Here is a 22,821-nt window from a genome sequence, read left to right as displayed (position 1 = left end):
GGCCGCCCGAGAACGACGAAGGCAAATTGCGCTCGCGATCAGCACTTGCACCAACCGGTCGCATCGAACTCGTGTCCGCAGGAATGACACCGGGCCGCACTGCGAGCCGCTCCCCGCGTCCGAGAGCGAGTAGTTCGCACGTGCTCCGTCACGTCCCCCTGACAGGTGAGGCAACGGCCCCTGAAGTCGTGTTCGCGACCGTGATCGACCAAAAGCGGATGACCCAGACGGCACAAATGGTCAGCCTCCCCGTTCACCGGATTCGCGTCTCCCCTTCGGCTGATCAGTCGGAGCGCAGTGCCAGCGAACCCGACGTCGACGGTGTGTAGCCAAAGCTGGGTGGCTCCCGGCGAGATGAGACTGCCACTCGAAGTGATCACGCCGGAAGGCGTGAGGAGGATGTTCTCTCTGCACGGTCGCACCAGCTGGACGTGGCACCCGAGTAGCAGTAACCGAGCCAGGGCGGCGCGCTGAGAATCGCGATCGGGAACCCCGCAGCGGACATACAACGATCGTCCAGCTCGGACGGCCAGAGCGATCTCGACTTCGAGGGCAGGGTCGATCGAACGCGGAGGCTCGGCGCTGTATACGACGGCCCACTCTTCGTCCCGGGCGAGAGCAACCATGAGCGGGTGATAATCGCCCGCACGATGAGCCGTTGTGCGCCCAGCGGAACTGCGCAGGACGTCAACGGCTGAGACCGTCGTCCCTTCTGCCTGAACCACATCCAGTACACGCCGGACCACCGATCGATCGGAACACCCGGATCGTGCTCGATCCATGTCTGCGACGACGTATAGCTGGTCACGTGCGCGCGACATCGCGACGTTGATGAGGCGCGCGCCTTCCTCGTCGGCGTGTGTGGCGTCGAACCATCGGTTCACTCTGGTTGCGCCGGCTCGACCTTCGGTCATGTCCCAAGCCATCACATCGCGTTCACCGCCTTGGAAGCGATGCACAGTGCTTGCCGCGTGTCCCTCCCGTGAACTCACGAGCGACTCGAGCAAACGAGCCTGCGGCGCAAAAGGACTGACGGCTCCGAACGATGAACCGTCGTTGACCTGACCAGCGATCGCGTCGATGACTTGGGCATGCAGGACGTTGAGCCTCGAGTAACGGCCGTTGCGTCGGGTCATCCATGGCCTCAAGCCCGACGTGTCCACGAAGACCAACTCGTCGTCGATCGGCGTCGGCCGACCTCGGGGTCGGGTTGCGATCGACTCACCTGATCTCAGACCCACCTCAGGATAGAAACTCGACCCGATCACGCGCTCGATGCTCGGGCGCATCCGGTGCTGAGTCGTCAAGGCGGTCAAGTTCGGAGGAACGGTTCCCTCTCTCACGCGAGAGGCCACACCAGCCTTGTCGAACGGGCTGACTCTCAGCCATCTCTCTGCAGCAACTGACGTTGCCGCGCTAATGGGACTCAGCTGACGGAAGTCACCGGCGATGATGGTGTGTCCCGTTCCCAGCCCAGCAGCGATAGTCACGAGATCGGACGAAACCATGCTCGCCTCATCGATCACGACGACGTCGAACCGCTGACCCTCGAGAGCGTTCAGGTAGGTCTGATGGACGGTGGCGAAGACCGTGCGGCCTCGATCGACGATCTCTTGTTTGATGAGTGACACCAACGATTCGAGGCTGCGACGCTGCTCGACCAAGCGTCCGATCTCCCCTTCGGTCCGATCCAGCACCGCCTCCGTGCCGGAAACCTCGCGCACCTGTAGCAGCTCGAAGTAGTCCATATCCGGCGTACCGAGCCAACCACGATCCCTCGCTGCCACGGGATCCTTCAGGCTGAGGATCCGTTTCGCGTTCTCCGTCTTGAGTTTGTTGATCTGCTTACGGCAGCTCGCCAGATGCGCGCCGGCTTCGAGTCCGGATGCCGCGGCGATCTCATCGATGAGCACAGGTGTCTCCTGACGCCCAGCGATTCCCACACTGCTCGGATTGCCGATACGGACAATCTCGCCCAGGCGCGCTTCGACGATCCCGTCCAGGAACTTGAGGATGGCGGTGTCGACAGCGGCGTTGGTGTTCGAGACGAAGAGAGTTCGCAAGCGTTTGCGTCGTAGTTCATGGAGAAGATGAGCCAAGGTCGTTGTCTTGCCCGTGCCCGGCGGACCCCACAGCCACGTGGTGCCGGGATTGAGTGCACGATCCACGAACGCAGCCTGCTCGGCATTCAACCCGGGTGCCCGGTAATCGCCGCTGTGTGCGGTCGGCAACGGATCCTTCATGAAGCCAAGGGCGGCTGTGGAGTCGAGTGTGGCGTCCCCCTTCAGGAGACGACGTACATACGCGCGGCGGAGCTCCAGGAGGAAGGAGGCGTCGAGGACCAGGAGTACCTCCTCGTCCAGCAGCTTCTCGGTTGCCGCGACGAAGAGGGTGATGGAGGTTCCTGCCATCTGGACGACTTCAGCGTCCGCAACGACGGACTGCGAGGTGAGCTTGACTGTTGCGCCGTCGACGACCGGAATGTCGATGTCCATTTCCCACCGAGCAGTGAACCCGTTGCGGCCTCGACTCAACAAGTGGCCAGACCTCAGTGCGACTCGACGATCGGCAGCGAGCTCCGAGTTCGCCATGATCTCGGCCGTGAGCGCCGACGAGATTTCCTGGAGTGCATCCTCGAACTCGGCAGACATCGTCGACGACGGGGGCGATGGGGGATCGAAGAGAACCGGTCCCGCACCGAAGTCCCGCACAGCGGCGGCCAGCTCCTCCGGGATCGCGTCCAGCTCGATTCCCTGTAACACGAGCTGTTCCGATGACTCTGGTTGGACGTGCCACGGCCCGCGGTCGCGCGTTCGCACAAGGGCAGCCGGCACGGGCGCCACTGGCACCGCGTCCGCCTCCGGCACGGTGGCATGGGCTTTGCGCTGCACGACGTGCGCCGTGACGGCCTCGACGTCGATGTCCCAGTTGCGCGCACGAAGCTGATCGCAGAGCTCCTCAGGCGTCAGCTCCGGGTGATGGCCCATGAGCAGATCGATCGCGAACACCAGCGTGGCAGGAACAGTCACGAGCTCTTCTCCCCCTAGGCCGAGCACGAGTGACGATCATGCGTCGGGAGGGGCCTTTCTGCCTGCGAAATGATCAAAAGCGCTGAATACGCGCCCTTATCGGTCCGCCGACTGAGAACGCGTTCCCTCCCCTAGGAGATGGCGAGATGGCATCATCTGGTCCACCACGATCAACGGGGGTGTTTCGTCATGCAGGAAGCGAGTCCGTCCACGCGACGGCCGTTGCACTCCGGATCGAACTCTGGCTGACCTTGGAACGGGGACTCGTATGGCGAAGTATTCTGTGACGCAGTCTGCTGTCACGCAGCTGTTGGCCGACGTGAAGGGCGAGAAGATCGCCATCCCTGAGCTGCAGCGTCCCTTCGTCTGGGACAGCGTGAAGGTCCGGGACCTGATGGACTCGCTCTACAAGGGTTATCCGGTCGGCTACCTGATCACCTGGCAGTCGGTCGGAGCCAAGCTGAAGGGCGGCCACGTCGCTGCACACCAGCAGATCCTCATCGACGGGCAGCAGCGCATCACGGCACTCCGAGCTGCCGTTGCCGGACTTCCGGTGGTCAACAAGCGGTACAAGTCGGTGCGCATCAAGATCGCGTTCAATCCGATTACGGAAGAGTTCGCCACCTTGACACCGGTTCTCGACAAGAATCCTCAGTGGATATCTGACATCAGCGACTTCTTCAACTCCACCTCGCCGCTGTCCTTCGCCCGTCACTACCTGACGGCCAATCCCGAGGCCGACGAACAGACCTTCGAGACCAATCTCGGACGCCTCGAGGGCATCAAGAACTCCCAGATCGGCATCATCGCGCTCGCCGATGAGCTCGACGTCGAGACGGTGTCCGAGATCTTCATCCGCATCAACTCCAAGGGCGTTCCGCTCAGCAGCGCGGACTTCGCGATGAGCAAGATCGCGACGTACGGCGACAGGGGTCGCAACATCCGGAAGCTGATCGACTACTTCTGTCACCTCGCTGTCGCACCGCATGCCTTCGGGGACATCAAGGAGAACGACACGGAGTTCGCCGCCACACCGTTCCTGCACGCGATCTCGTGGCTGAAGGACGACGCGGAGGACCTGTACGACCCCGCCTACAGCGACATCATCCGCGTGGCCGGCCTCGTGGGATTCAGCAGAGGCAAGGCTTCGAGCATCGTGAGTGAGCTGTCCGGACGCGACCCGGAGACGCGAAAAGTCGACGAGGCACGCATCCCCATCGCGTACGACAGGTTGGAAGGCGCACTCCTTCAGATCGTCAACAAGTACAACTTCGAGAACTTCCTTCTGACCATCAAATCCGCCGGCTTCATCACGACCGGCATGGTGAACTCAAAGAACGCGTTGAACTTCGCCTACGCACTCTTCCTCCGGCTGCGGGCCGACAAGGGCTTGTCGGACGGCGACCGCAAGCACATCGTGAAGCGTTGGTTTGTGATGTCGATGCTGACGGGGCGCCATTCGGGCAGCTTCGAGTCGACCTGGGAACAAGACATCCGCCGAATCGGCGAGCAAGGTGCTGCCAACTACCTGAAGCAGATCGAGCAGTCCGAGCTGTCCGATGCGTTCTGGGCCGTGACCTTGCCGAACAACTTGGAGACGACCAGCACGGTCAGCCCGTTCTTTCAAACGTTCCTGGCCGCACAGGTCGCCACCGGTGCCCGAGGCTTCCTGTCCAAAGGCGTCACAGTCGCCGCCATGCACCAGCAGTCCGGCGACATCCATCACATCGTTCCCAAGGACTATCTGATCAAGAACGGCTACCCCGATCGCGGCGACTACAACCAGGTCGCGAACTTCACCCTCACCGAGACCGCCGTCAACATCGCCATCAGCAACAAGCCACCCACCACCTACATGAGCGAGGTCGCCGACCAGATAGCCAGTGGAGTCCTGAAGCTCGGAGAGATCACCGACGCAACCGACCTCGCTCGGAGCCTGTCCGAGAGCGCAGTGCCGGACTTCTTGTCAGAGGTCACAGCGGGGAACTATCGCGAGTTCTTGGCCGAGCGGCGACGACTCATGGCCAGCGTCATCCGCGACTACTACCAGGCCCTGTGAGCGTGACTCCCACTAGCGACAGTCGCGCCCTACGCACTTCAGCCATGGCGTGGCTCGACGAGCGTACGGATCCGAGAGTTGATTTCGGGTGGCTTGCGACTTTCACCTACGAGGGCCGTCGGATCCCGCTCATGGATCGCCAACGGGGAATCCGTAAACCAGCCGGCATGGACGCCGCGTTGGCAATTCGCACCACGTTCACGCCGCCGAACCAGCTGCCGCCGTACAACGACGAGATCGGGGCAGACGGCCTCCAGCGGTACAAGTACCGCGGCACCGACCCCGATCACCCCGAGAACGTCGCCCTTCGTCGCGCGATGGAGCAACGACTGCCGTTGATCTGGTTCGTGGGAGTGGCCTCCGGACTGTACGAGCCGATCTATCCCGTGTACGTCATAGGCGAGGAGCAGGCCGAACTACAGTTTGCTCTCGCAGTCGACGAAGGTCAGCGGTTCATCACCCCCGGCACTCCCATGGACGACACGACTCGGCGTTACGTCGAGCGCATCACGAGGGCGCGACTCCATCAACGGGTGTTCCGGATGCAGGTGCTCTTGGCCTACACAGACAGCTGCGCGATCTGTCGTCTCAAGCACCCCACACTCCTCGATGCGGCTCATATCATCGGTGACGCCGAGGAAGGAGAGCCGGTTGTTCCCAACGGAATGAGCATGTGCAAGATCCACCATGCGGCGTTCGACCAGAACCTCCTCGGCGTCTCGCCCGACCTCACGGTCGCGATCAATCGCGATCTCATGGAGGAGGTCGACGGGCCGATGCTGAAGCACGGGCTCCAAGAGATGCACGGCATTCGCCTCCATGTCCCGACCAGTCGAGCACAGCGACCCGATCCCGAGAGGTTGGCCGCCCGCTACGAGACATTCCTGGCTGGCTGACACGGAGCCACATAGTCAGACTGCGGACTGCTCGACCGCATCGCGGATCCGGTGCACCGCGTCTGCCGGCTCCTCGTGCTCCCAGACCTGGATGACGTTCCACCCGAGCTGGGCCAGTGCGGTTCTGTTGCGGTTGTCCCGCTCGATGTTGGCATCGAGCTTGGCGCGCCACCACTCGGCGTTGTTCTTCGGTGCTGTCGCATGCACCGGACAGCCGTGCCAGAAGCAACCGTCCACGAACACGACCACACGTCGACGCGTGAAGACGATGTCGCCGCGGCACCGCAGCGACGGTTCGAGGCGGAAGTCGACCCGATAGCGATATCCGAGAGCATGGAGTTGCCGCCGAATGGCCAGTTCGACCGACGTGTCTCGTCGCCCTTGGCGCTTCATCCGACGGCGGACCACGGCGTCGAGCGGCTCAGGCATCAGACGGACGACATGTGTTCGATGTGGGCACGTAGGTCGTCCACGAAGTCCGATCGACGTCGCAGATTGCTGGCGACCAGACGGGTGGTGAATCCGCGGGTTGCGTTGAGGCTCAGTGGGTCAGCACCGTGGTCGGTGAGCAAGCGCGCGAGAGTCTGTTGCGGTCGCATGGCGAGCGGACGCTCCGAAAGTGACCACTCCTCTCGGACGCCAGAGACGGAACTTGCCGCTGCGGGCCAACGACGTCCGACATCGAGGGGCCTCCGAGCCGCATCGACAGGTGAACGCGGCTCCGCGAGACCCCGACCGATCCACGTCGCGACCGGCACCGAAACTGCATTCCCGACCATCTTCCACCGAATGCCGTCTTTGGCTCCCAGGTCGGTCCACCCGGCTCGAAAGCCCTGCAGCCGCTCGCCAGCGCGAACGCTCGGTCGGGTGATCGCACGACCCGCTTCGGCGCCGACCCGCCAGACCGCAGGCGGTGAAGCGATGCCGAGCTTCGAACCGCCCTTCAGCGTCGGCGTGACCCCATCGCCCCAGCCGACACCACGATTTCCTTCGGTCCAGTAGAAGCCATATGCGGAATGACTCCGACGTGTCGTCGGGAGCCCCGCCTCGTCGGTGAAGAGCACCCCGCGCGGGTCCTCGGTCCGCGAGGCAACGAGCAGCACACGCCGGCGACGCTGGCGGAGCCCGAAGTGCTGCGAGTCGACGGTGCGGTACGCCCAGTTCCAGCCGCGCTCCTCGAACCAATCGACGATGAAAGCCATCGCCGCTCCTCCTTTGAGGCTGAGCATGTTCGGCACGTTCTCGAGGACCACCCACCGCGGGGGCGTCTGCTCGATGAGCCGGAACGCCTCGCGCACCAGGCCGGACTCGCTGCCGTCGATGCCTGCGGTCCGACCCACCTGGCTGAGGTCCGTGCAGGGGAACCCGGCCGTGACGACATCTACCGCTGGAATCGCGCCCAGCTCGCGGATGTCACCGACAACCTCGACGTCGAAGCGTTTGCGCAATACGGCGGCCGCTGGGCCCCAGTACTCGCAGAGCAGCTCAGTCGATGCGCCCGCACGTTCGAGCCCCAGCTCCAGTCCGCCGATTCCCGAGAAGAGCCCTACCGTGCGCACGCGAGAATCTTCGAGCACGCGAAGTCCGATGGCAATTCAGTAGTCCACGAGAACGTGGTGTTGGTAGAGAGTCTCGAGCTGCGACCTGATCCCCCGAGCGATCGACATGTCGCGAGACAGCAAGCCGCACTCGAGGTTCCGCTTCGCCGCAGCGTCGGAGAAGTTGGCGCTGGTGACGAACGAGGCGCTCTCGTCGATGACGACGAGCTTCGCGTGCTGGCGGGGCGGATACTGCGAATCGTCCGTCAGCGAATACGTCCACAAGCGAGCACCCGGGAGTTGGTGCAGGAGCCTCTCACTCGTGTCCTTCTGCATCTTCCTGTCCACGACGACCGTCACGGCTGCTCCGCGGAGGGCAGCGTTGGCCAGTGCAGTCACGTAAGCCGACCCCCAAGACGCTGAGAACGTTGCCGCGTAGACCGTCGAGTGTGCCTCGTTGATCAGTTCGGCCACGGCGAGCGTGGTCCGCCCTTCCCCACCCGGGACGCTGGGACAGGTCCACACCGTTTCGAGTGGATCCGGGCGCGGCACGGACGCGATGCCGTCGAGGACGGCTGCGGCCAGCTCCACTGCACCCTGGTCCGCGAGCAGCCGCCCGAGGAGTTCCTTCACCTGGCTCCGATGCTCGGAGTAGGCACGCCTGGCGGCCAGGTGCGGCAGGCGTCGTTGCCGCAGCTCCGCGGCGATCCAGCCCGCCTCCTCGGCGCTCAGCAAGGCGCCGAGTTCCCCCACGGCGGTCATCTCAGATGCCCTCCGTCAATGCGGCGAGCAGGCCCGGCGTCGCCACGGCCGGATCGGTCGTGAGCCCCAGCAGGAGACGTCGGTCGAGGAAGCGGTTGGTGCGCTCGCAGCTCGTCTCGCTCACAAAGAGACAGAAGTGGCAGGCGGCACCGTGGAGGAACTCTTCCTTGTCAGTGGGCAGCCGGTGTGAACAGATCGGGTCGGATGAGCATCGCTGCCCACGCCGGAGCGCATTGGCGACCAGCTTGCCGAGCTTCCCGGGCCGAGCCAGGTCGACGAGACCGCCGAGCGTGCCCTCGCTGTCCGACGCGGTCGTCGTGATGAGGAGCCCCGCGGCCGGTCCGCGCTCACCGTCCGCCGGCCAGGCATAGATGCGCTCGGTCAAGCTGGCCGATCCGTACCCGCTGGACATCGCCGCCTCACGGATGAGCAGGTGAGACAGCGTGTGGATCGCCCAGTATCGCGGAGCAGGGAAGCGGGAGTCGGGGTCGATGTCACCGGCTGTCTTGCTGGTGCGACGACGGAAGTTGATGCGATGTGCGTCTCGGAAGGCTGCCCACACTGGAAGTGCCCGGACTTGGTCCTCCCACGCTGCAACTGCTGCTTCCTCGAAGCGGATGAAGACACCCTCGCCACGGTCCTCGGTTGCGGGTACCCAGGTCGGCCGGCCGTTGCGGTTGAGAGGTGCTACCCGAGCAGAGGCGTCGTCGATGCGGTCGAGTGCGTCGATCCGGGTGAACCCGATGAAGGCGTTGACCTTCTTCAACTTCTCTACTGCGACGACCGAGGTGACGATCGAGGCCAGAGCGGGGGGCACCTCCCGCCGCACGGCGCGGAAGTCCATGGATCCGCTGTGCCGGGTGTACTTCCGCTCGTCTGTGAGAACAGTCCACTCGGGCCCGAGCACGGTCAGTGGGTCGGCGCGCCGCTCAGCGGACATTGTCTTGGGCGTGGAACCGCCACTGTTGACCAGCTCGATAGCCTCCCACAGCACGTCGTCGTCGACGTCCTCGAAAGCGTCAGTCTGCGCAATCATCCCCGCGGCGATCCGGAAGCCCGGGAGCGCCTCCTTGACCGGAGCTGCGCTGAGGACGCCGATTGGCAGAGCTTGCAGCAGGGGGATCAGATCCTCGGCCGTGAGCGCCTCCTCGCGAGGCAGCGCCAGCAGGCCGAGTGTCGAGGCGAACCATTGATTAGCAGCCCCGAGCATCATGAGTCGCCCTGGCTGACCACACGCATAGAAGGCGTCGAGATGGGCATGGCGGCCTCGGCAGTGCGGCAGCTTGTCGACAGCCTTGGGGCCGGTGGCCTCGAGCATCCCGCGAGACGCACCGCAGGAGACGCACATGATCTGCACGTCCGGACCGATGTTGCTCTTCCACTCCCGCATCCGCAGATGTGGAATCGGCGCCTTAGCGCAGGGCTGACCCCGATGGACCCAAGGCCCGTACGGGAACTCGTCGAGGTGTCCGTTGGTGCAGGCGATCAGATATCTCGCTGGGACAGCTGGCTGCTTCTTCGTCGATCGTGACGACCGCCTGTCGTCGCCGCCCCAACCCGTGCACCGCTCGTGAAAGAACTGAGCCTGGTCTGGGCGGAACCGGTTCACGTTCACATAGCTGAACTGCTCGTGTGACACAGGGGCGAGCATGTTGCAGCCGGTGCAGCGCAGCCACTGCGGGAAGATCCGGCCCGGGATCCCGAGATCGATCGCCTCGGAGCCGGCGTGACCCCGCTCTTCCGGTGCCCACGGGGGCTTGCGCAGCTCAGTGACCTGGCTTCCGAGATGCGCCCGCACGAGCTCCAGCAACCGCGGCTCGGCGATGACCTCCGCCGGTCCGGATCTGCGCGCGTAGATCGGCTCCCACGCGTCGAGCCCGTGTGGCATGACCGACAGGTGCGGGAGGTCGACCGTTGCGCCGATCCCGTTGGTGTAGAGCATCGCGGACGGGCGGATCGAGCCGACCCGGGCGCGGTTCTTCGGCCGGTTGGTCTCGACGTCGGCGATCGGGTCGAGCGGAGACCCGCCCAGCACCAAGGGATCGAGCGCTGCGACGAGGCCGTCTTCTGCGGGAATGTCGGTCACGTCGTCACCTCGGGGATGTGCCATTCGGGGCTGTCGAGCGGTTCCTTGAAGGCCAGCCGGTTTGCGCTGGGACTCACGAGCAGGTTGATCTCGGGCTGCACCTCCCGCATCGAGTTCGCGACCACGAAGATCCTGTCAGCGACTGACGGCAACGTGTCCTCGGGGCTGATCAGGAGAGGCCACGCGACGTCCTTCTTCGGACGACGCTCGTACACGAGGGCGCCGCTGGCGTCGGCGGCCTTGTCATGCCAGCGGTCCATGCGCTGGGCGAGTTTGTCGCGCATCCGCTTGGCTTCGCCGGCGTCGTCGACGGCTCGCGTCGCGCGATCCACCAGCTGGTCGATGAGCCTCTCGACGATCGGCATCTTGGTGAGGATCTCGCCGGCTCCCCGCTCCGGTGACATCGAACCACCCGCGCGAAGGTCAGCGACGCGGACCGCACTGACCAGCACGCCCATGAGGCCACGCTCCATCGCAGTCTCGGAGTAGGGCGTGACGCTGAGCGCCTCGACCTGGGCATAGAAGGTCTCGTGGTAGTGACGGAACTGCTCGAAGTGCGCCATGTCCCGCGGTCGCGCCCAGTTGGCGAGCGATACGACCAATCCCGGCTTGCGGGCGTCACGGCCGACGCGCGACGAGGCCTGGATGTACTCCGCCGTGTTCTTCGGCTGACCGACCACGAGCATCAGCCCGAGCCGGGGAACGTCGACGCCCACTTGGAGCATGGAAGTTGCGAGCACCACGTCGTACGGCTTGGTGCCCCACTCCGGCAACTTCTCGCCCGCGGCGCGGGCCTCCGCTCGCGCCCTGTTCACATCGATCCGGCCACGAGTGCTCCAGCGTTCGGTAAACGGCAGCGATAGCTTGTCGAGCGTCTTGGCGATTTCCTCAGCCGAGATACGAGACGTCAGCTCACCGATCTCCAATCGCTCCCAATCCGTGGTGCGCCGCGGGAACGGTTCGGTGTTGCCCGCGACTCGCATCGTGACGTCGTCGTCGAGGTAGCGCCGCATGCCGGCGAGCTCACGAGTGGCACTGAAGTAGCCGACGGTGGTCATGTAGGGATCGGCCGTATCCCCGTGGGTGTCCAGTAGCTTCTGGCCGGCGAGAAGGAGGACCTCCGAGAGTCGGATCTCGGCAAGGGTCAGCCTGATGCCGTGGGCGCAGATGCCGAGGTACTTCCGACCCGGGTCCTCGTCGGTGACCTTCTTCTCGCTGGAGAAGAAGGTGTCGCGCACATCGAGCACCTGCGGGGGAAACACATCAACCCCGCGCCCGTAGAGCGCACGCACCTGGTTCTCCGCATTCCGGACCGTCGCGGTGGAGGCAACGACCAGCGGCCGGACGTTCTGCCCCTTCTGCGCGTAGGACGACAGCAGGTCGACGGCATTCTCGAAAACCCCGACCGCTGTGCCCAGCGCACCGGTGATGAGGTGCAACTCGTCCTGGATGATCAGATCCGGTGGCCGCAGCCTGCTCGCGGGCTGGATGGTCACCTTCGGATAGGAGACCCCATTCTCGCTCTTCGGGTTGTGGGACTGCCCGGTGCAGGAGCCGTGGGAGTCTGGATGGCGGTAGCCGTGCCGAGGACACCATTCGACGACATAGCCGAAGAGACTCGCCGCTTCGCCTTCCCGGGCCAGTCGGGCGAACTTGTCGACGGTGGCGAGCAGGAACGTCGGCGGGTTGCGGTAGATCTCGTCGTCGACGGTGGTGATCGGAAGCGGTCCGTCGGCATCACCGTCGATCGCGAACGGGCAGTCGTCATGCCGATCGCCGCAGTAGACCTCGATCCGTTCGCGGGTCTTCACCGTGTGGACGTCGCGTTTGGGGTCGATCCTCGTGCCGCACCACGGGCAGCGCTGGAGCTGCAGCACCGTGAGCCCGAACGCACGCATACTGTCGTTGCTGCGGACCGCCTGGACCTGCGCCTCGGCTTCCGCGTACCGCTTCGGGCTCACCGCGGACCCGACCCAGAGGCCGATGCTGAAGGGCTCCTCGCCCCATGTCGCCGGGTCCTCCTGGCGGATCAGTTCAGCAGCGCACACCAGCGCTGCTGCACGTTGGAACTGCTGTGAGGTGAGCAGTCGCAGTGTGTAGCGCATCAGCACGGCGACGCCGCCTCCGCCATCGAGGACTCCGCCATCCGTCTCGAGCTCACCCTGGAGGCGGCGGATGGCGAACGTGAAGGCAGCCAGACCGAGGTAGGCCTCGGTCTTGCCGCCGCCGGTTGGGAAGAAGAGCAACTCGACGTTGGCCGCGTCGCCGCTGCGGTAGGGATGGGCTGGGTCGGTGAGCGCGGGTAGCTGGAGCAGGATGAAGGCCAGCTGGAACGGGCGCCAGGATGCCGCCTTGTCGCCCTCGGCCTTGACGGCCGACAGGGCATCGGCGATCGACAGGTCGTCGTCGGCTGCCCGCTTTGCGGCGACCTGGCTTCGGATGCGCTGATCGCGCATGGCGCGGTTCATGAAGCGGAACGCGGTCAGCGCCTCGCCACCCTCGGAGAGGAGTCGTACGCCTTCGGCGAGCCGGTCGGCCACCAACTGCGCCTCCGCGATCGCATCGCCGGCGAGGTCGCGGAGATGGTCAGGCAACTCGTCCGCTGTCTCCTCTTGGCCCCGCAACCACTCAAGGTAGCCGTCGACCAGGGGGCCGAACGCTGCCTCGGCCTGGTCGGCCACGAGCTCGGCGAGCTCGCGCATCGAAGTGACGGCCGCGCCGGCGGAGCCGGCGATAGTCTGCGGCACCTCAGCCGTCGGCAGCCAGGTGGTCGCCACGGATCTCGCCAGACGAATGCCATTGCCGTGTTCGTCGACCGGCTCGTCCCAGGTCACTGAGGTGGTGCGGCCGATGGCGAACTCGAGTCGGTGTCGGTACTGGAGATCGAGGCGTTGGCGCTCCTCGTCGACCTCGTCGTAATCGGGCAGCAAGACGTCTCTCGTCGGCAAGAACACCGCGTCACCACTGGCCGCCGCGACGCGGAGCTTGGTCTGGAAAAGCCAGTCTCCGGGCGGTGCGTCCATACCGGTGACCCGGTCGTTGCTGAGCGCGAGCTCGACGATGACCCGGTCGGTCCGCGGGAAAAGCTCGACGCGAAGCGTGACGTCGTCGTCGAGCGTGATGGGCGCGAGGACGACGTGCTCATCATGACCGCGGACATCTAGCTGCGCAGTCTTCTTAACGGGTGTCCGCTTGGACCACAGGAACTTGCGTCCGTCCTCGTTCTCCTTACGGAACGAGGCGTATCGACCCCAACTCGCGGTAACGGTGAGGAGCTCACAATCGCGCGGCACTTGAAACCGCAGCCCCATCGACGACGGGAAGGTCAACGCCCCCTTGGGCCCCTCGTCCCGCTCTTCATCATCATCGGCGGTGCTCGGTTCCTCATCCGTGAGTACCGGAACGCCACGCTGCCCCTGGGTGGTCGGGTCGATGTCGTTGATGCCGAGACCGGTCTCGTTGGGGTCTGCACCCTCACCAGTTGCCTGTACCGGGCCCACTCGGCTCGGGTCGATGGTCACCGGCGCCAGGCCGCCCACGGCGTAGGCCGCTCGCGGCGTCCCTTTGGTCTCTTCCTCTGGGCCGCTCCGCGGTCCGAGCAGCTCCTGTTCGATCAACCCGAGCAGTTCGGACCGGACGACCGTCGACGGACTGATGCTCATCAGAAGAGCTCTCCTTGCTCCGGCACGTCTTGGCCCTCCGCCCACGCCCGCTCGTGGTTGAGCTCAAGCAGCCGGTCGAGGATCTCAACGCGGGCGGCCGGCGCCACCGTCCACCGCTCCATCTGGCGATAGGTGTGGAATCCGTGATGAAGGTCAACGTCGTCCCAGCCATACGCCGTCATGGTGGCTCGATCAACCTCCACGTGTATCTCACGGATCCGATCGACGTCAGAGTCGCGTTGGACATCGGCATCGTTTACGAGGCTGTAGAGAGCGGTCAGCCCCAAGTCCCGGCGACGCATAATTTCGTGGCGAACGGTGTCCAGCTCAGTGCCCACTCGTTCCAGTCCTGAGATGAGTCCTGGTCGCGGGAAAGTCTGGTAGACGTCTGTTGGCGTGTACACGGTGTCCGACTTCATCGTCGATCCCCGCTGGATGATCCAAGACCAATGCATGGAACTTGTCAGGACCGCAAGCTCCGCAGCCGAGTCCGACGAGACAACCACAATCTTGTGCGTAAAGACGCCATCTTTATGGTTGATGAAAACGGGAACCTGGGTCCTACTTGTCTGCACAATGGCGATGCAACGATCGAGCGATTCAAGTCGCTCGTAGAGGGCTTTGGCGCTGCTCTCGAACTGCCACCAGATGTCTCGTACCCGCGGCTTGTTTGCGATCCGCGATCGGTGAGGCTTCACGGCCGCTTCCACGTGTCTCCAGGCTCCGTGGAATCTCCGCGCGTCAGCCTCAGACATGTCGCCGAACGCGATGATCCGAGCCGTAGATTCATGTGATGAAGAGCCATTGACTTCGTCACTCCGCAGGTAGCGCCTGATCACGGCCTCGGACTCTGGGCTTTCCGCAACTAGCCGAGCGGCATCGGGAACTGTGAGTACAAACCCAGTCCCATTCACGTTTGAGCCAACTGAAGCGCGGTTGCGGTTCGCACTTAAGCGGTAGGGAACTCCCGACGAGCGACCCTCAGGCTCCAGGAGAGGCGAGATGCGCGAGCATGTCACCGAGTCTGCGACGCATAAACCGCCAGTCAACGGGACCCGCGTTGTCCAAACGGCTGCATACTCAAGTTGAGCCGATGCGGCCGGCCAACGTTCACTGCGGACGCACCGTCGGATCGTTTCACGTCGGACCAACTGGTCGAGTCCCACCTCGCGGCTATCGCCTTGCGCGATCGTGTTGGTTGCGATGAGTCCACTCACGTACCTGCTCGACCCCAGGGCGGCCGCTCGGAGGAAGAAGTAGGCGACCAAGTCGGCATTTCCCTCCCGTCCTCCCGCCACCACGTTGATGATCCACTGGCGGAAATTCTTCCCCAGGGCCGGCGTGACTTTCTTCGCCCCGAGGAACGGAGGGTTACCGATGATCGCGTCAAAACCGCCCCTATCGATCAGCACATCGGGCGCTTCTAGCACCCAGTGCAATGGCCGCCATTGCTGATAGTCCGTATCAACTGTCGGAGTCAGTCCAGTGCGAGCACGCTCCCAAAGCTTCGCACGATCGCCCTGGGAGCCATCAACGGGGAATGCCTCACCGACCTCCCAACTCAGCACCATATAGGCGTCATCAAGACGGCCGCTCGGCTTACCGTCGAGCGGAAGACCCGCCGCTATTACACCGTCAGCAACGAGCCGCAAGTCGTTCGTAGCCTGGCCCAGCTGAGCAAGCAACGCAAGTTTTCCCCGAGTGGAACGCATTGGATCATTCTCTTCGACCGGGGATGCGAGCTCCCTCCGCAGCCGCATCGCGTCGGCGATCTTGCCGTCGATGTCAACCAATAGCTGGGTGTCCATCCGTTTCGAGTCGGGGTACAGGTGGAGGTACCGCAGTTGGTCGAGGTCGGTGACCCCCAGCAGCGAGTTCCCGCAGAAAACCTTATCGTCGACGAACGAGAACGGTTTGGTCTTGTCCATCGACACGAGCCAGAGCGAGAGCTTGCACATCTCGACTGCCATCTGGTTGATGTCGGCGCCGTAGAGGCATCGGGCGATGACCTCGCGGATCGCTTGGTCCTTCACTCGCTGGGGGTCCACGACCTGGTCCGCGTTGAGCCGCCCCTCGACAGTCCAGGCCTCGGCGACGCGGTCAGCGAGGTACCGGGCTGCCGCTACCAGAAAGGCGCCGGATCCAGCAGCGATGTCGGCGACCTTGAGGTCGAGGATCGCGCTACTGGACTTCAGCCGCCATGCGTTCTCGTCGTTGGTCTGCAACGGCCCGGGTTCATAGACGAGCGGCTGAAGGGCGTGCAGCACGACCTCCTCAGCGAGTGAGCGAGGCGTGTAGTGAGCGCCTGCGTTCTTGCGTGACGGGGTCTCGACCACGACCAGTCCACCGACCGGGATGACAAGCGGGATGCCGCGGAGGTCTCGACGGATGAATCTGCTCCAGTCGACAAGGAAACCGAGCAGTTCCTCGTCGCCACCGGCGACCGGGGTGAGCAATCGTCGCGCGTCTGCTTCTTCGGCGGCACCGAGCTCGGCGTCGTAGAACTTTGCCAGCTTCGCTGCGGTCAGCGGAGTCGCTGCGGGCTGATCGTTCTTGATCCACTCGCGGAGCGCGGTGGCGAAGCTCTTTCCGTCCGAGCTGTCGTCGTACAGGCGCTGAAGGGTGCCTTCATCGATCTCCGGCTCCTCGCCGGGCTTGCCGACCAGGCCGATGATCACTCCGTCTTCGACCACCGCACAGGAGTAGCCGAGCAGTCCTTCGTAGATGTAGCCGATCTGCTCGACGTCGATGTCGCGGAAGGAGACGCGACGCTGTTCACTTTTCACGGTCACCGTTTGCACGGATTCGAGGACGTGCAGCATGACCCGGTCGGAGACCTCGAGCCGCAACCGGCCGCGCTCGTCGGTGGCGTGCAGCCAGGGGAAGCGTTCGGGATCCAGCAGCGACCCGCCGTACGCCGGCATTCGCATCTCGTCGTAGTTGACACCGCCGTACAGCGCCTGGCTGACGGCCAGGAGTCGGTGCCAGGCATCGAAGGACTCGTCGAGCGGTTCCTCACCCTGAGCGGCTTGCCGCTTCAGGTCCGACAGGAGATCGCGAATGGCGTACGAGTCCCAATAGAGCTGCTCCGTCGGGAGCATCTCGCGCTCCTCAGCGAAGAGCAGGAACACGACCCGCATCATCACCGTCACGGCGGCCTGGTAGATCTCATCCGGATCCTCTGTCAACGGATCGGGATCGCCTTGCCGGTCCGCGGCGAGCCTGGCTTCCGAGAACGACTGGACGAGGAGCTCCACCGAACGACGCACCTGAGTGCCGAGCGCTTCGGTGATCTCCTCGGCCTCGAGCTCGCTGCGCTCGAAGAGCCGCGGCAGTCGCTGATCGGGGTCCTTGGCGCGGTACCGCCGTTGGTCGAGCAGGGTCAGGAATGCGTCGCGCAGCAGCGGTTCTTCGGCCCAGGTGAGGGCGTTGACCATGCCGGAGCCGGTCGGCTTGCCGTCCTTGGCCCACACGATGGCCCACCATTGGCCGTCGGTGACGACGCCGACCTCTACATGGGACTTGCGCAAGAGCATCGCCATCCGGTCGATCTCGGTGGCGGCCCATCCATCGAGGCCTGTCTCGCGCAGGCTGGTGGTCGGCTCTGCGACGAGGAGCAGTGCGGCGTACTCGGCGTCGCGGCCCTTCAGCGCGCCGCTCGGGCGCACAGTGATCTGCTCGCCCGGCGAGCGGATCTCGAACGTCGCGGGGAGCTCATCGGTGGTGTGGCGAAGACCATCCCAGCCGGCCAGGTCATCGAGGACGGCGTGGATCCAGGCATGTCTCACCTCGTCGTACCGCTCCACGACCTCCGGCGTCCGGTCGGCGAGTGCGTAGGCGTCCACCTCGCGCTGCCAGGTGACAAAGGCCTGCTTGAAGGTGACCATCCTGTCGTCCGCGTCGCCGAGGCGGTCGACGCCGTCACGCCAGATGTCTTTGATGACCGGGAGCGCGAGGAACGGCCCTTCGGTCTCGACCTGAGCCAGCCAGTCCTCGTGCAGCTCTGCGACCGAGCGAGTACGGCGCCTCATCGGATGTTCATCCCCTTGTCCACGTCATCGGGTGACAGCGCGAAGATCACGGCGGCTGGGAATTCCCACGCGCGCACGTCTTCGTAGCGACCGGCGACGGCCGCCAGCTCGCGGTCACGCTCATCGTCGAGTGCGTCGATGCGGCGTCGGATCTCCCGGAGGTCGCGCTCGCTCTGTCGGCGCTCGTCTTCGAAGAGGCCGAACTGCGGATCCGCGTCGATCTGCTCGGCCTCCCTCAGGGCGTCGCGCAACGAGTCGGAGAAGCGGTCGAAGATGTTGCCCACGCGTGCCTCATCTGCCTCCCGGCGGCTTTGGAGCAGGTCCGCCACCTCTCGCCGGCGCCGTTCGGCTCGGTCACGGATCGCGTCCTCGACGCGCTGACTGATGCCGTCCTCTGAGTTCCAGGCCTCGGCGAGCTGCCGGGCGATCGACGTGGACACAGGGCGGATACCGTCAGTGTCGAGGGCCTGTTCGAGCAGCTCTTCCGCGCGGTGCTCGCCGACTGCCTGACGGCGCGCGAGGCGGGTGCCAGCGAGAAAGACCTCTTCGTGGAGCCGCAGGCCTGCGCGTCCGACGAGGACGAGTCGTGTGACGGCGACAGCGAAGGATTCCTCGAGATCCGGCACGACCATCGCGCTGACCCGCTGGAGTGAGCGCTCACCGCCCCACAGTGCCGAACGTAGTCGCCGAGTGGACCTCTGGAGGAGTTGGCTCCCCAAGTGCATGTGGGCCACATCCGGGTCGTCCACCAGAACCTGAGGGTCGAAGGCGATGGGCCTGAGGTGGTCCGGGTCGAGCCGATTCGTCAGTTCGCGAGTGATCGGCTCCCAGCTCGCGTCGAGGGCAGGCAGCCTGAAGACGGGAACATCAGTGTCCTCCGAGCCCTCAAGCGCCAGCGGTGGGAACTGGTTGAGCTCGAACGCTGTCTCGACGACGCGCTGGAGGTTGGCCGGGCGGAGGTGCAGCTTGTCGCGACTCTCGACAAGACTTGCTTCGAGGCTGGTCAGCTCCGCGTTGAGCACTCGCTCGCCCTGCATCATCCCGGTGATCGGGTCCTTCTCGGCCTTGGGCTTGCTCGGTCTGACGTCGATCCCGCCGAGCTGGCGCTGGATGTCGGGGGCGATGATCTCGTTGGCCGAACCGAGGTCGTGCATGATCTTGGCGACCTTGGATGCCACCCGACCCAGCATCTCGGTGTCCTGAGCTAGGGCGCCTGTGGCGGTGACACGAGGGACGAAGTGGCGTACCTGCGGCGGCTGGTTCTGTCCGTAACGATCGATGCGCCCGATCCGTTGCTCGAGACGGTTCGGATTGAACGGGATGTCGAAGTTGACGAGTCGGTGGCAGTGGCGCTGGAGGTCGATGCCCTCTCCGGCCGCATCTGTAGCCAAGAGCACGCGGACGGGGGTCTTGGCGGGAGATTCGTTGAAGCGTGCCCGGACGAGCTCACGTGCGTCGGCGTCGGTGCTCCCGTCGATCACCTCCACGCGATCGTTGTCGTAGCCCTGCTGGCGCAGGATGCTCCTGATCCACTCCAGGGTGTCGACGTACTCGGTGAAGACCACCATGCGCTCGTTGCCCCAGTCGCCGGTGGGACGGAGCTGGCCCTCGAGATGGCCGATCAGCGCCTCCAGGCGACTGTCGGGGCGCGCGTCGTACTGGTGGCCCCACTCGCTGAGCCATTGCAGATCCGCCAGGTCTTGTTCGCTGAGCGCCGGCATCGAGCCCTTGGTCTGTTCGAGCGCCCGGAGTTCGGGCTGGTCGACCTTGCCCTCCTCGAGATCGTCGGCGGCGAACCCCAGGATCTCGTCGTACTCGGCATCGAAGTCGACGTTCAGCCCGCGCGTCCGCGTGTCCTTGTACACATCGATCGTGCGCGCGAAGGCCACCGGCGACGAGAAGAACCGCTTCTTGAGGAGAAGCGTCGCCATGTCCTTCGCGTGCTTGCTTCCACCATGGCGCGCGACCTCCGCGTCACGGCGCTTCGTGAAGGCCAGGAGTCGGTCGTAGGCCTCGGACTCGTCGTCGCTAGGTTCGTAGGGCAGTGGCAGGACCTCTCGCTCCTGGAACCCTTTGGCCTCGCGGAGATCACGCTTGAGGCGGCGTACCGCCACCTCACTGAGCGCCTGTGGATCGATCTTGTTGCTCCGTACGAATCGCTGAGGGTCGACCATCTCAAGGAGCGCGGCGAAGGACTCCGTGTATCCGTTGTGGGGCGTGGCCGAGAGGAACAACCGGTGCTCGGCTCGCTCGGCCAGCTCGCGCACAGCTCGTGTTCGCTGGGAGTCGACGGCGTAACCACGACGCTCGCGCCCGACATTGTCCGTACGGGAGGGGCTGCTCGGTGCGACATGGTGAGCCTCGTCCACGACCAGGATGTCGAAGGCAAAACGGTTGTCGTTGGCACTGAAGGCATCGCGGAGCTGTCGCTGGGCTCGCTGACCGGGCAGCCAAGCCATGGACACGATGATGCGCGGGAACAGGGTGAACGGATTGGCGTGGATGCCGTGGGTGCGACGCACCTGCTTCATGGTCTCGGAGTTGACGACCTCGAAGTGGAGGCCGAACTTCTGGTCCATCTCGTCTTGCCACTTCAGCTGGAGGCCAGCCGGACAGACGATGATGGCGGTGCGCGCACGGTGTCGCAGGAACAGCTCCTGGATCACCAAGCCGGCCTCGATCGTCTTTCCGAGGCCGACGTCATCGGCCAGCAGGAGGTTGGCGCGAGGGCTGGCCAGGGCGCGCTTGAGTGGCTCCAACTGGTATGCCTCGACGTTCGCACCCGAGTGGAACGGTGCCTGCACCGTCTGATCGTCGGCGCTGGTGATCGCACCCCACCTGAGCGCGTCTACGAATGCCGCCAGCTTGTTGGGGTCGTCGAAGCGCTCGGGATCGATCTTCTCCGGGAGCCCGCGGTGCGCGCTCGCGCTTCGTCCGGGCTCGAGCTCCCAGACGACGCGAAGCTCGTGTCCGAGGCGATCGTCCTCAACAGACTGCAAGCTGACCGCGTGCTGTAGCTGCTGGACGGCATCGTCCGCGCTACTGCGAGTCAGACCCTGCTGCGTCACGTCGGTCACGGCCCAGTTGGCACCGCGGACTGTCACGATCTGCCCGATCTCCGGAACTGCTGCGACCGTCCCCCGACGGCTTTCCTTTTCGACCCCTGTCACAGGATGACCCTATCGACGGGCGCCGACAGCGTCCGATGAACGCTTGCGCCTCCCCTCAACCAGGGGCTCCCGCTTGCCGTCCATCCGTGCCTCCAACGCGTACCCGAGAGCGACGGGCAACAGCAGGCTGACCACAACCCAGGTGGAGGCCATTCCGCGACCATAAGCATAGGAACCGCCTGCGGCGCCCAACAGCATCAGGAGTATCGGCACGTATCCGAGCCAGCCCTGAAACGGTCCCGGTCTGCGCCGCCGATAGGCGAGCGTGCCGGACGCCCATCCAGCTATGGCCATTGTCGAGAAGAGAGCCGAAGCATCCCCGTCGTCGGCGGCAGCGATCGCGACGCCAGCGCAGATTATTCCCGAGACCGCGAGAATCAGTGCAAGTGTGACGGCGATGCGTGGGTGGACATTGGCTGAACCTGCTTCTCGATGTGAGCTCTCAGTCATGAACTCTTCCTTCTGCGCATACGCCAAGCGCCGGCGCCTTCATATGACGAAACTAGGTCCATCCCTAGGAACGACCTCGCTCGATCGTGGGTATCGGGCGAGGGGTTGCAGACTGCCACCTCTACGCCATCGCTCAGCCCGGCGGCGCCTGCGCGCCGCGTTGACACTCTCAGGAGTGTGCGCAGCTCTAAGTCGTCACTAGGGAAGCTGTAACCGACGATGTCCAACTTGTCTGCTCGGGAAAGGACCCAATAGGCGTCGTCCCAGATCCCCTGCAGGTCACTGATGAACGTGTCCTTTCCCGCAGCCATCGTTGCCATGAGTGGCTCATCAAATCCCATCCGTGCTCTCTCGCTCGCAACCGGATGATCATAAGTTCGGAAGCGGACGATCTGTTCACTGCCGTCGCGGCTGTGTCGCCGTCGCGTGACGCCTGGCTCGACGACGACGTCCAGCCGCTCGTACTCCCACTCCCTCGCTGCCGCAAGCACGCGTGGATCGTCCGCGCGACCCCAATCCGTCGAGCCGTGCAATTTGAGAATCACGACAGTCTTAGCTGGAAGTTCTTTCAGCCGATCCCCGGATTTTGTCCGCGGCCATCCCAGGCTCACGTTCAAGCCAGCACGGAGCGCCGCCTGTTCAGAAATTGTGTCCCAGTTCGACGTCACGATGACGGCCGGCCGCCCGACTGAAGAGGTGAGCCACTTGTACTGCGGAAGCCTCGCGGTTCGGCGCCTCTGACCGTCAACAGCCCGGATCAGACCCAGCGCAATTTCTGAACGAAGGGATTGCAGAAGCTCCCCCGCGTCCAATGGCAAGCGTTCACGGCCGGAGTGAACACGATCCATGACCTCAAGCAGGGTGAAGAACTCACTCACTAGGGGCCGGAAACCATCTGACTCGCCATCCGGGTAAAGCACCTTGACTGCACTCTCAAGGTCTGTTTTCCATTGTCTAGCTGTCTTGAAGTCATCCCACGGCGTGGAGGTCGCTTCGTGCTCTCTGGGCCAGAGGTGGCGGAGCAGTTCCTCGGTCAGCGGCAGTCCGGCTGCTTTTGATGCTCCAGCACCGAGGAATATCACGCTGTACTTCCGGTCCGGTGGTCGGCCACCAGCCCCCCGACGCTCGTTCACGGCAA

12 protein-coding genes are annotated in these 22,821 nt (G+C 64.5%); 2 read left to right on the top strand and 10 right to left on the bottom strand.

Features of this window, described 5'->3' with window-relative positions; genetic code table 11:
• Positions 1 to 38: 38 nt before the first annotated feature.
• Positions 39 to 3,029 (bottom strand): DEAD/DEAH box helicase, encoded by a 2,991-nt coding sequence (locus NYO98_RS11060; RefSeq protein WP_268111732.1) that lies wholly within the window; start codon positions 3,027 to 3,029, stop codon positions 39 to 41.
• A gap of 268 nt (positions 3,030 to 3,297) precedes the next feature.
• On the opposite strand from NYO98_RS11060, the gene NYO98_RS11055 reads away from it, so the two are divergent.
• Positions 3,298 to 5,088: a GmrSD restriction endonuclease domain-containing protein gene (locus NYO98_RS11055; RefSeq protein ID WP_268111731.1), complete on the top strand. Its 1,791-nt coding sequence runs from the start codon at positions 3,298 to 3,300 to the stop codon at positions 5,086 to 5,088.
• Between the two features lie 44 nt (positions 5,089 to 5,132).
• Positions 5,133 to 5,984, top strand: a complete 852-nt coding sequence (locus tag NYO98_RS11050) for an HNH endonuclease (RefSeq protein ID WP_268111730.1) — start codon at positions 5,133 to 5,135, stop codon at positions 5,982 to 5,984.
• A gap of 15 nt (positions 5,985 to 5,999) precedes the next feature.
• Here NYO98_RS11050 and NYO98_RS11045 read toward each other — a convergent pair whose 3' ends face one another.
• Genes NYO98_RS11045 through NYO98_RS11005 form a run of 9 tightly spaced genes read right to left on the bottom strand, consistent with a single transcriptional unit; the run spans position 6,000 to position 22,816 of the window.
• Positions 6,000 to 6,413: a very short patch repair endonuclease gene (locus NYO98_RS11045; protein WP_268111729.1), complete on the bottom strand. Its 414-nt coding sequence runs from the start codon at positions 6,411 to 6,413 to the stop codon at positions 6,000 to 6,002.
• Entirely contained in the window at positions 6,413 to 7,543 is a 1,131-nt protein-coding gene (locus NYO98_RS11040; protein ID WP_268111728.1) for a DNA cytosine methyltransferase, read from the bottom strand. The genes NYO98_RS11045 and NYO98_RS11040 overlap by 1 nt, the downstream gene beginning before the upstream one ends.
• Positions 7,544 to 7,579: 36 nt before the next feature.
• A complete protein-coding gene (gene drmC, locus NYO98_RS11035; RefSeq protein WP_268111727.1) occupies positions 7,580 to 8,284 on the bottom strand; it encodes a DISARM system phospholipase D-like protein DrmC in 705 nt (234 codons plus the stop codon).
• A 1-nt stretch (position 8,285) separates the two neighbouring features.
• Positions 8,286 to 10,370 (bottom strand): DUF1998 domain-containing protein, encoded by a 2,085-nt coding sequence (gene drmB / locus NYO98_RS11030; protein ID WP_268111726.1) that lies wholly within the window; start codon positions 10,368 to 10,370, stop codon positions 8,286 to 8,288.
• Positions 10,367 to 14,032 (bottom strand): DISARM system helicase DrmA, encoded by a 3,666-nt coding sequence (gene drmA, locus NYO98_RS11025; RefSeq protein ID WP_268111725.1) that lies wholly within the window; start codon positions 14,030 to 14,032, stop codon positions 10,367 to 10,369. The genes drmB and drmA overlap by 4 nt, the downstream gene beginning before the upstream one ends.
• Positions 14,032 to 18,063 (bottom strand): Eco57I restriction-modification methylase domain-containing protein, encoded by a 4,032-nt coding sequence (locus NYO98_RS11020; RefSeq protein WP_268111724.1) that lies wholly within the window; start codon positions 18,061 to 18,063, stop codon positions 14,032 to 14,034. The genes drmA and NYO98_RS11020 overlap by 1 nt, the downstream gene beginning before the upstream one ends.
• Positions 18,060 to 21,233: a DISARM system SNF2-like helicase DrmD gene (gene drmD / locus NYO98_RS11015; RefSeq protein ID WP_268111723.1), complete on the bottom strand. Its 3,174-nt coding sequence runs from the start codon at positions 21,231 to 21,233 to the stop codon at positions 18,060 to 18,062. The genes NYO98_RS11020 and drmD overlap by 4 nt, the downstream gene beginning before the upstream one ends.
• 9 nt (positions 21,234 to 21,242) lie before the next feature.
• The gene (locus NYO98_RS11010) at positions 21,243 to 21,683 is read right to left on the bottom strand and encodes a hypothetical protein (protein WP_268111722.1); all 441 of its coding nucleotides are present in this window, start codon (positions 21,681 to 21,683) and stop codon (positions 21,243 to 21,245) included.
• Positions 21,680 to 22,816, bottom strand: a complete 1,137-nt coding sequence (locus NYO98_RS11005) for an SIR2 family protein (protein WP_268111721.1) — start codon at positions 22,814 to 22,816, stop codon at positions 21,680 to 21,682. Before NYO98_RS11005 ends, NYO98_RS11010 begins: the two co-directional genes overlap by 4 nt.
• Positions 22,817 to 22,821: the final 5 nt, after the last annotated feature.

The sequence above is a fragment of the Nocardioides pini genome (assembly GCF_026712185.1).
Classification (GTDB): domain Bacteria; phylum Actinomycetota; class Actinomycetes; order Propionibacteriales; family Nocardioidaceae; genus Nocardioides; species Nocardioides pini.
The sequence above is the reverse complement of the archived record's forward strand: the minus strand, read 5'-3'. Positions and strand labels throughout refer to the sequence as shown.

Bases quoted from the DNA above. Each gene is read 5' to 3' on its own strand.
- NYO98_RS11055 (WP_268111731.1), top strand. From the start codon at position 3,298: ATGGCGAAGTATTCTGTGACGCAGTCTGCTGTCACGCAGCTGTTGGCC.
- NYO98_RS11050 (WP_268111730.1), top strand. From the start codon at position 5,133: ATGGCGTGGCTCGACGAGCGTACGGATCCGAGAGTTGATTTCGGGTGG.
- NYO98_RS11045 (WP_268111729.1), bottom strand. From the start codon at position 6,413: ATGCCTGAGCCGCTCGACGCCGTGGTCCGCCGTCGGATGAAGCGCCAA.
- drmC (WP_268111727.1), bottom strand. From the start codon at position 8,284: ATGACCGCCGTGGGGGAACTCGGCGCCTTGCTGAGCGCCGAGGAGGCG.
- drmA (WP_268111725.1), bottom strand. From the start codon at position 14,032: ATGAGCATCAGTCCGTCGACGGTCGTCCGGTCCGAACTGCTCGGGTTG.
- NYO98_RS11020 (WP_268111724.1), bottom strand. From the start codon at position 18,063: ATGAGGCGCCGTACTCGCTCGGTCGCAGAGCTGCACGAGGACTGGCTG.
- NYO98_RS11010 (WP_268111722.1), bottom strand. From the start codon at position 21,683: ATGACTGAGAGCTCACATCGAGAAGCAGGTTCAGCCAATGTCCACCCA.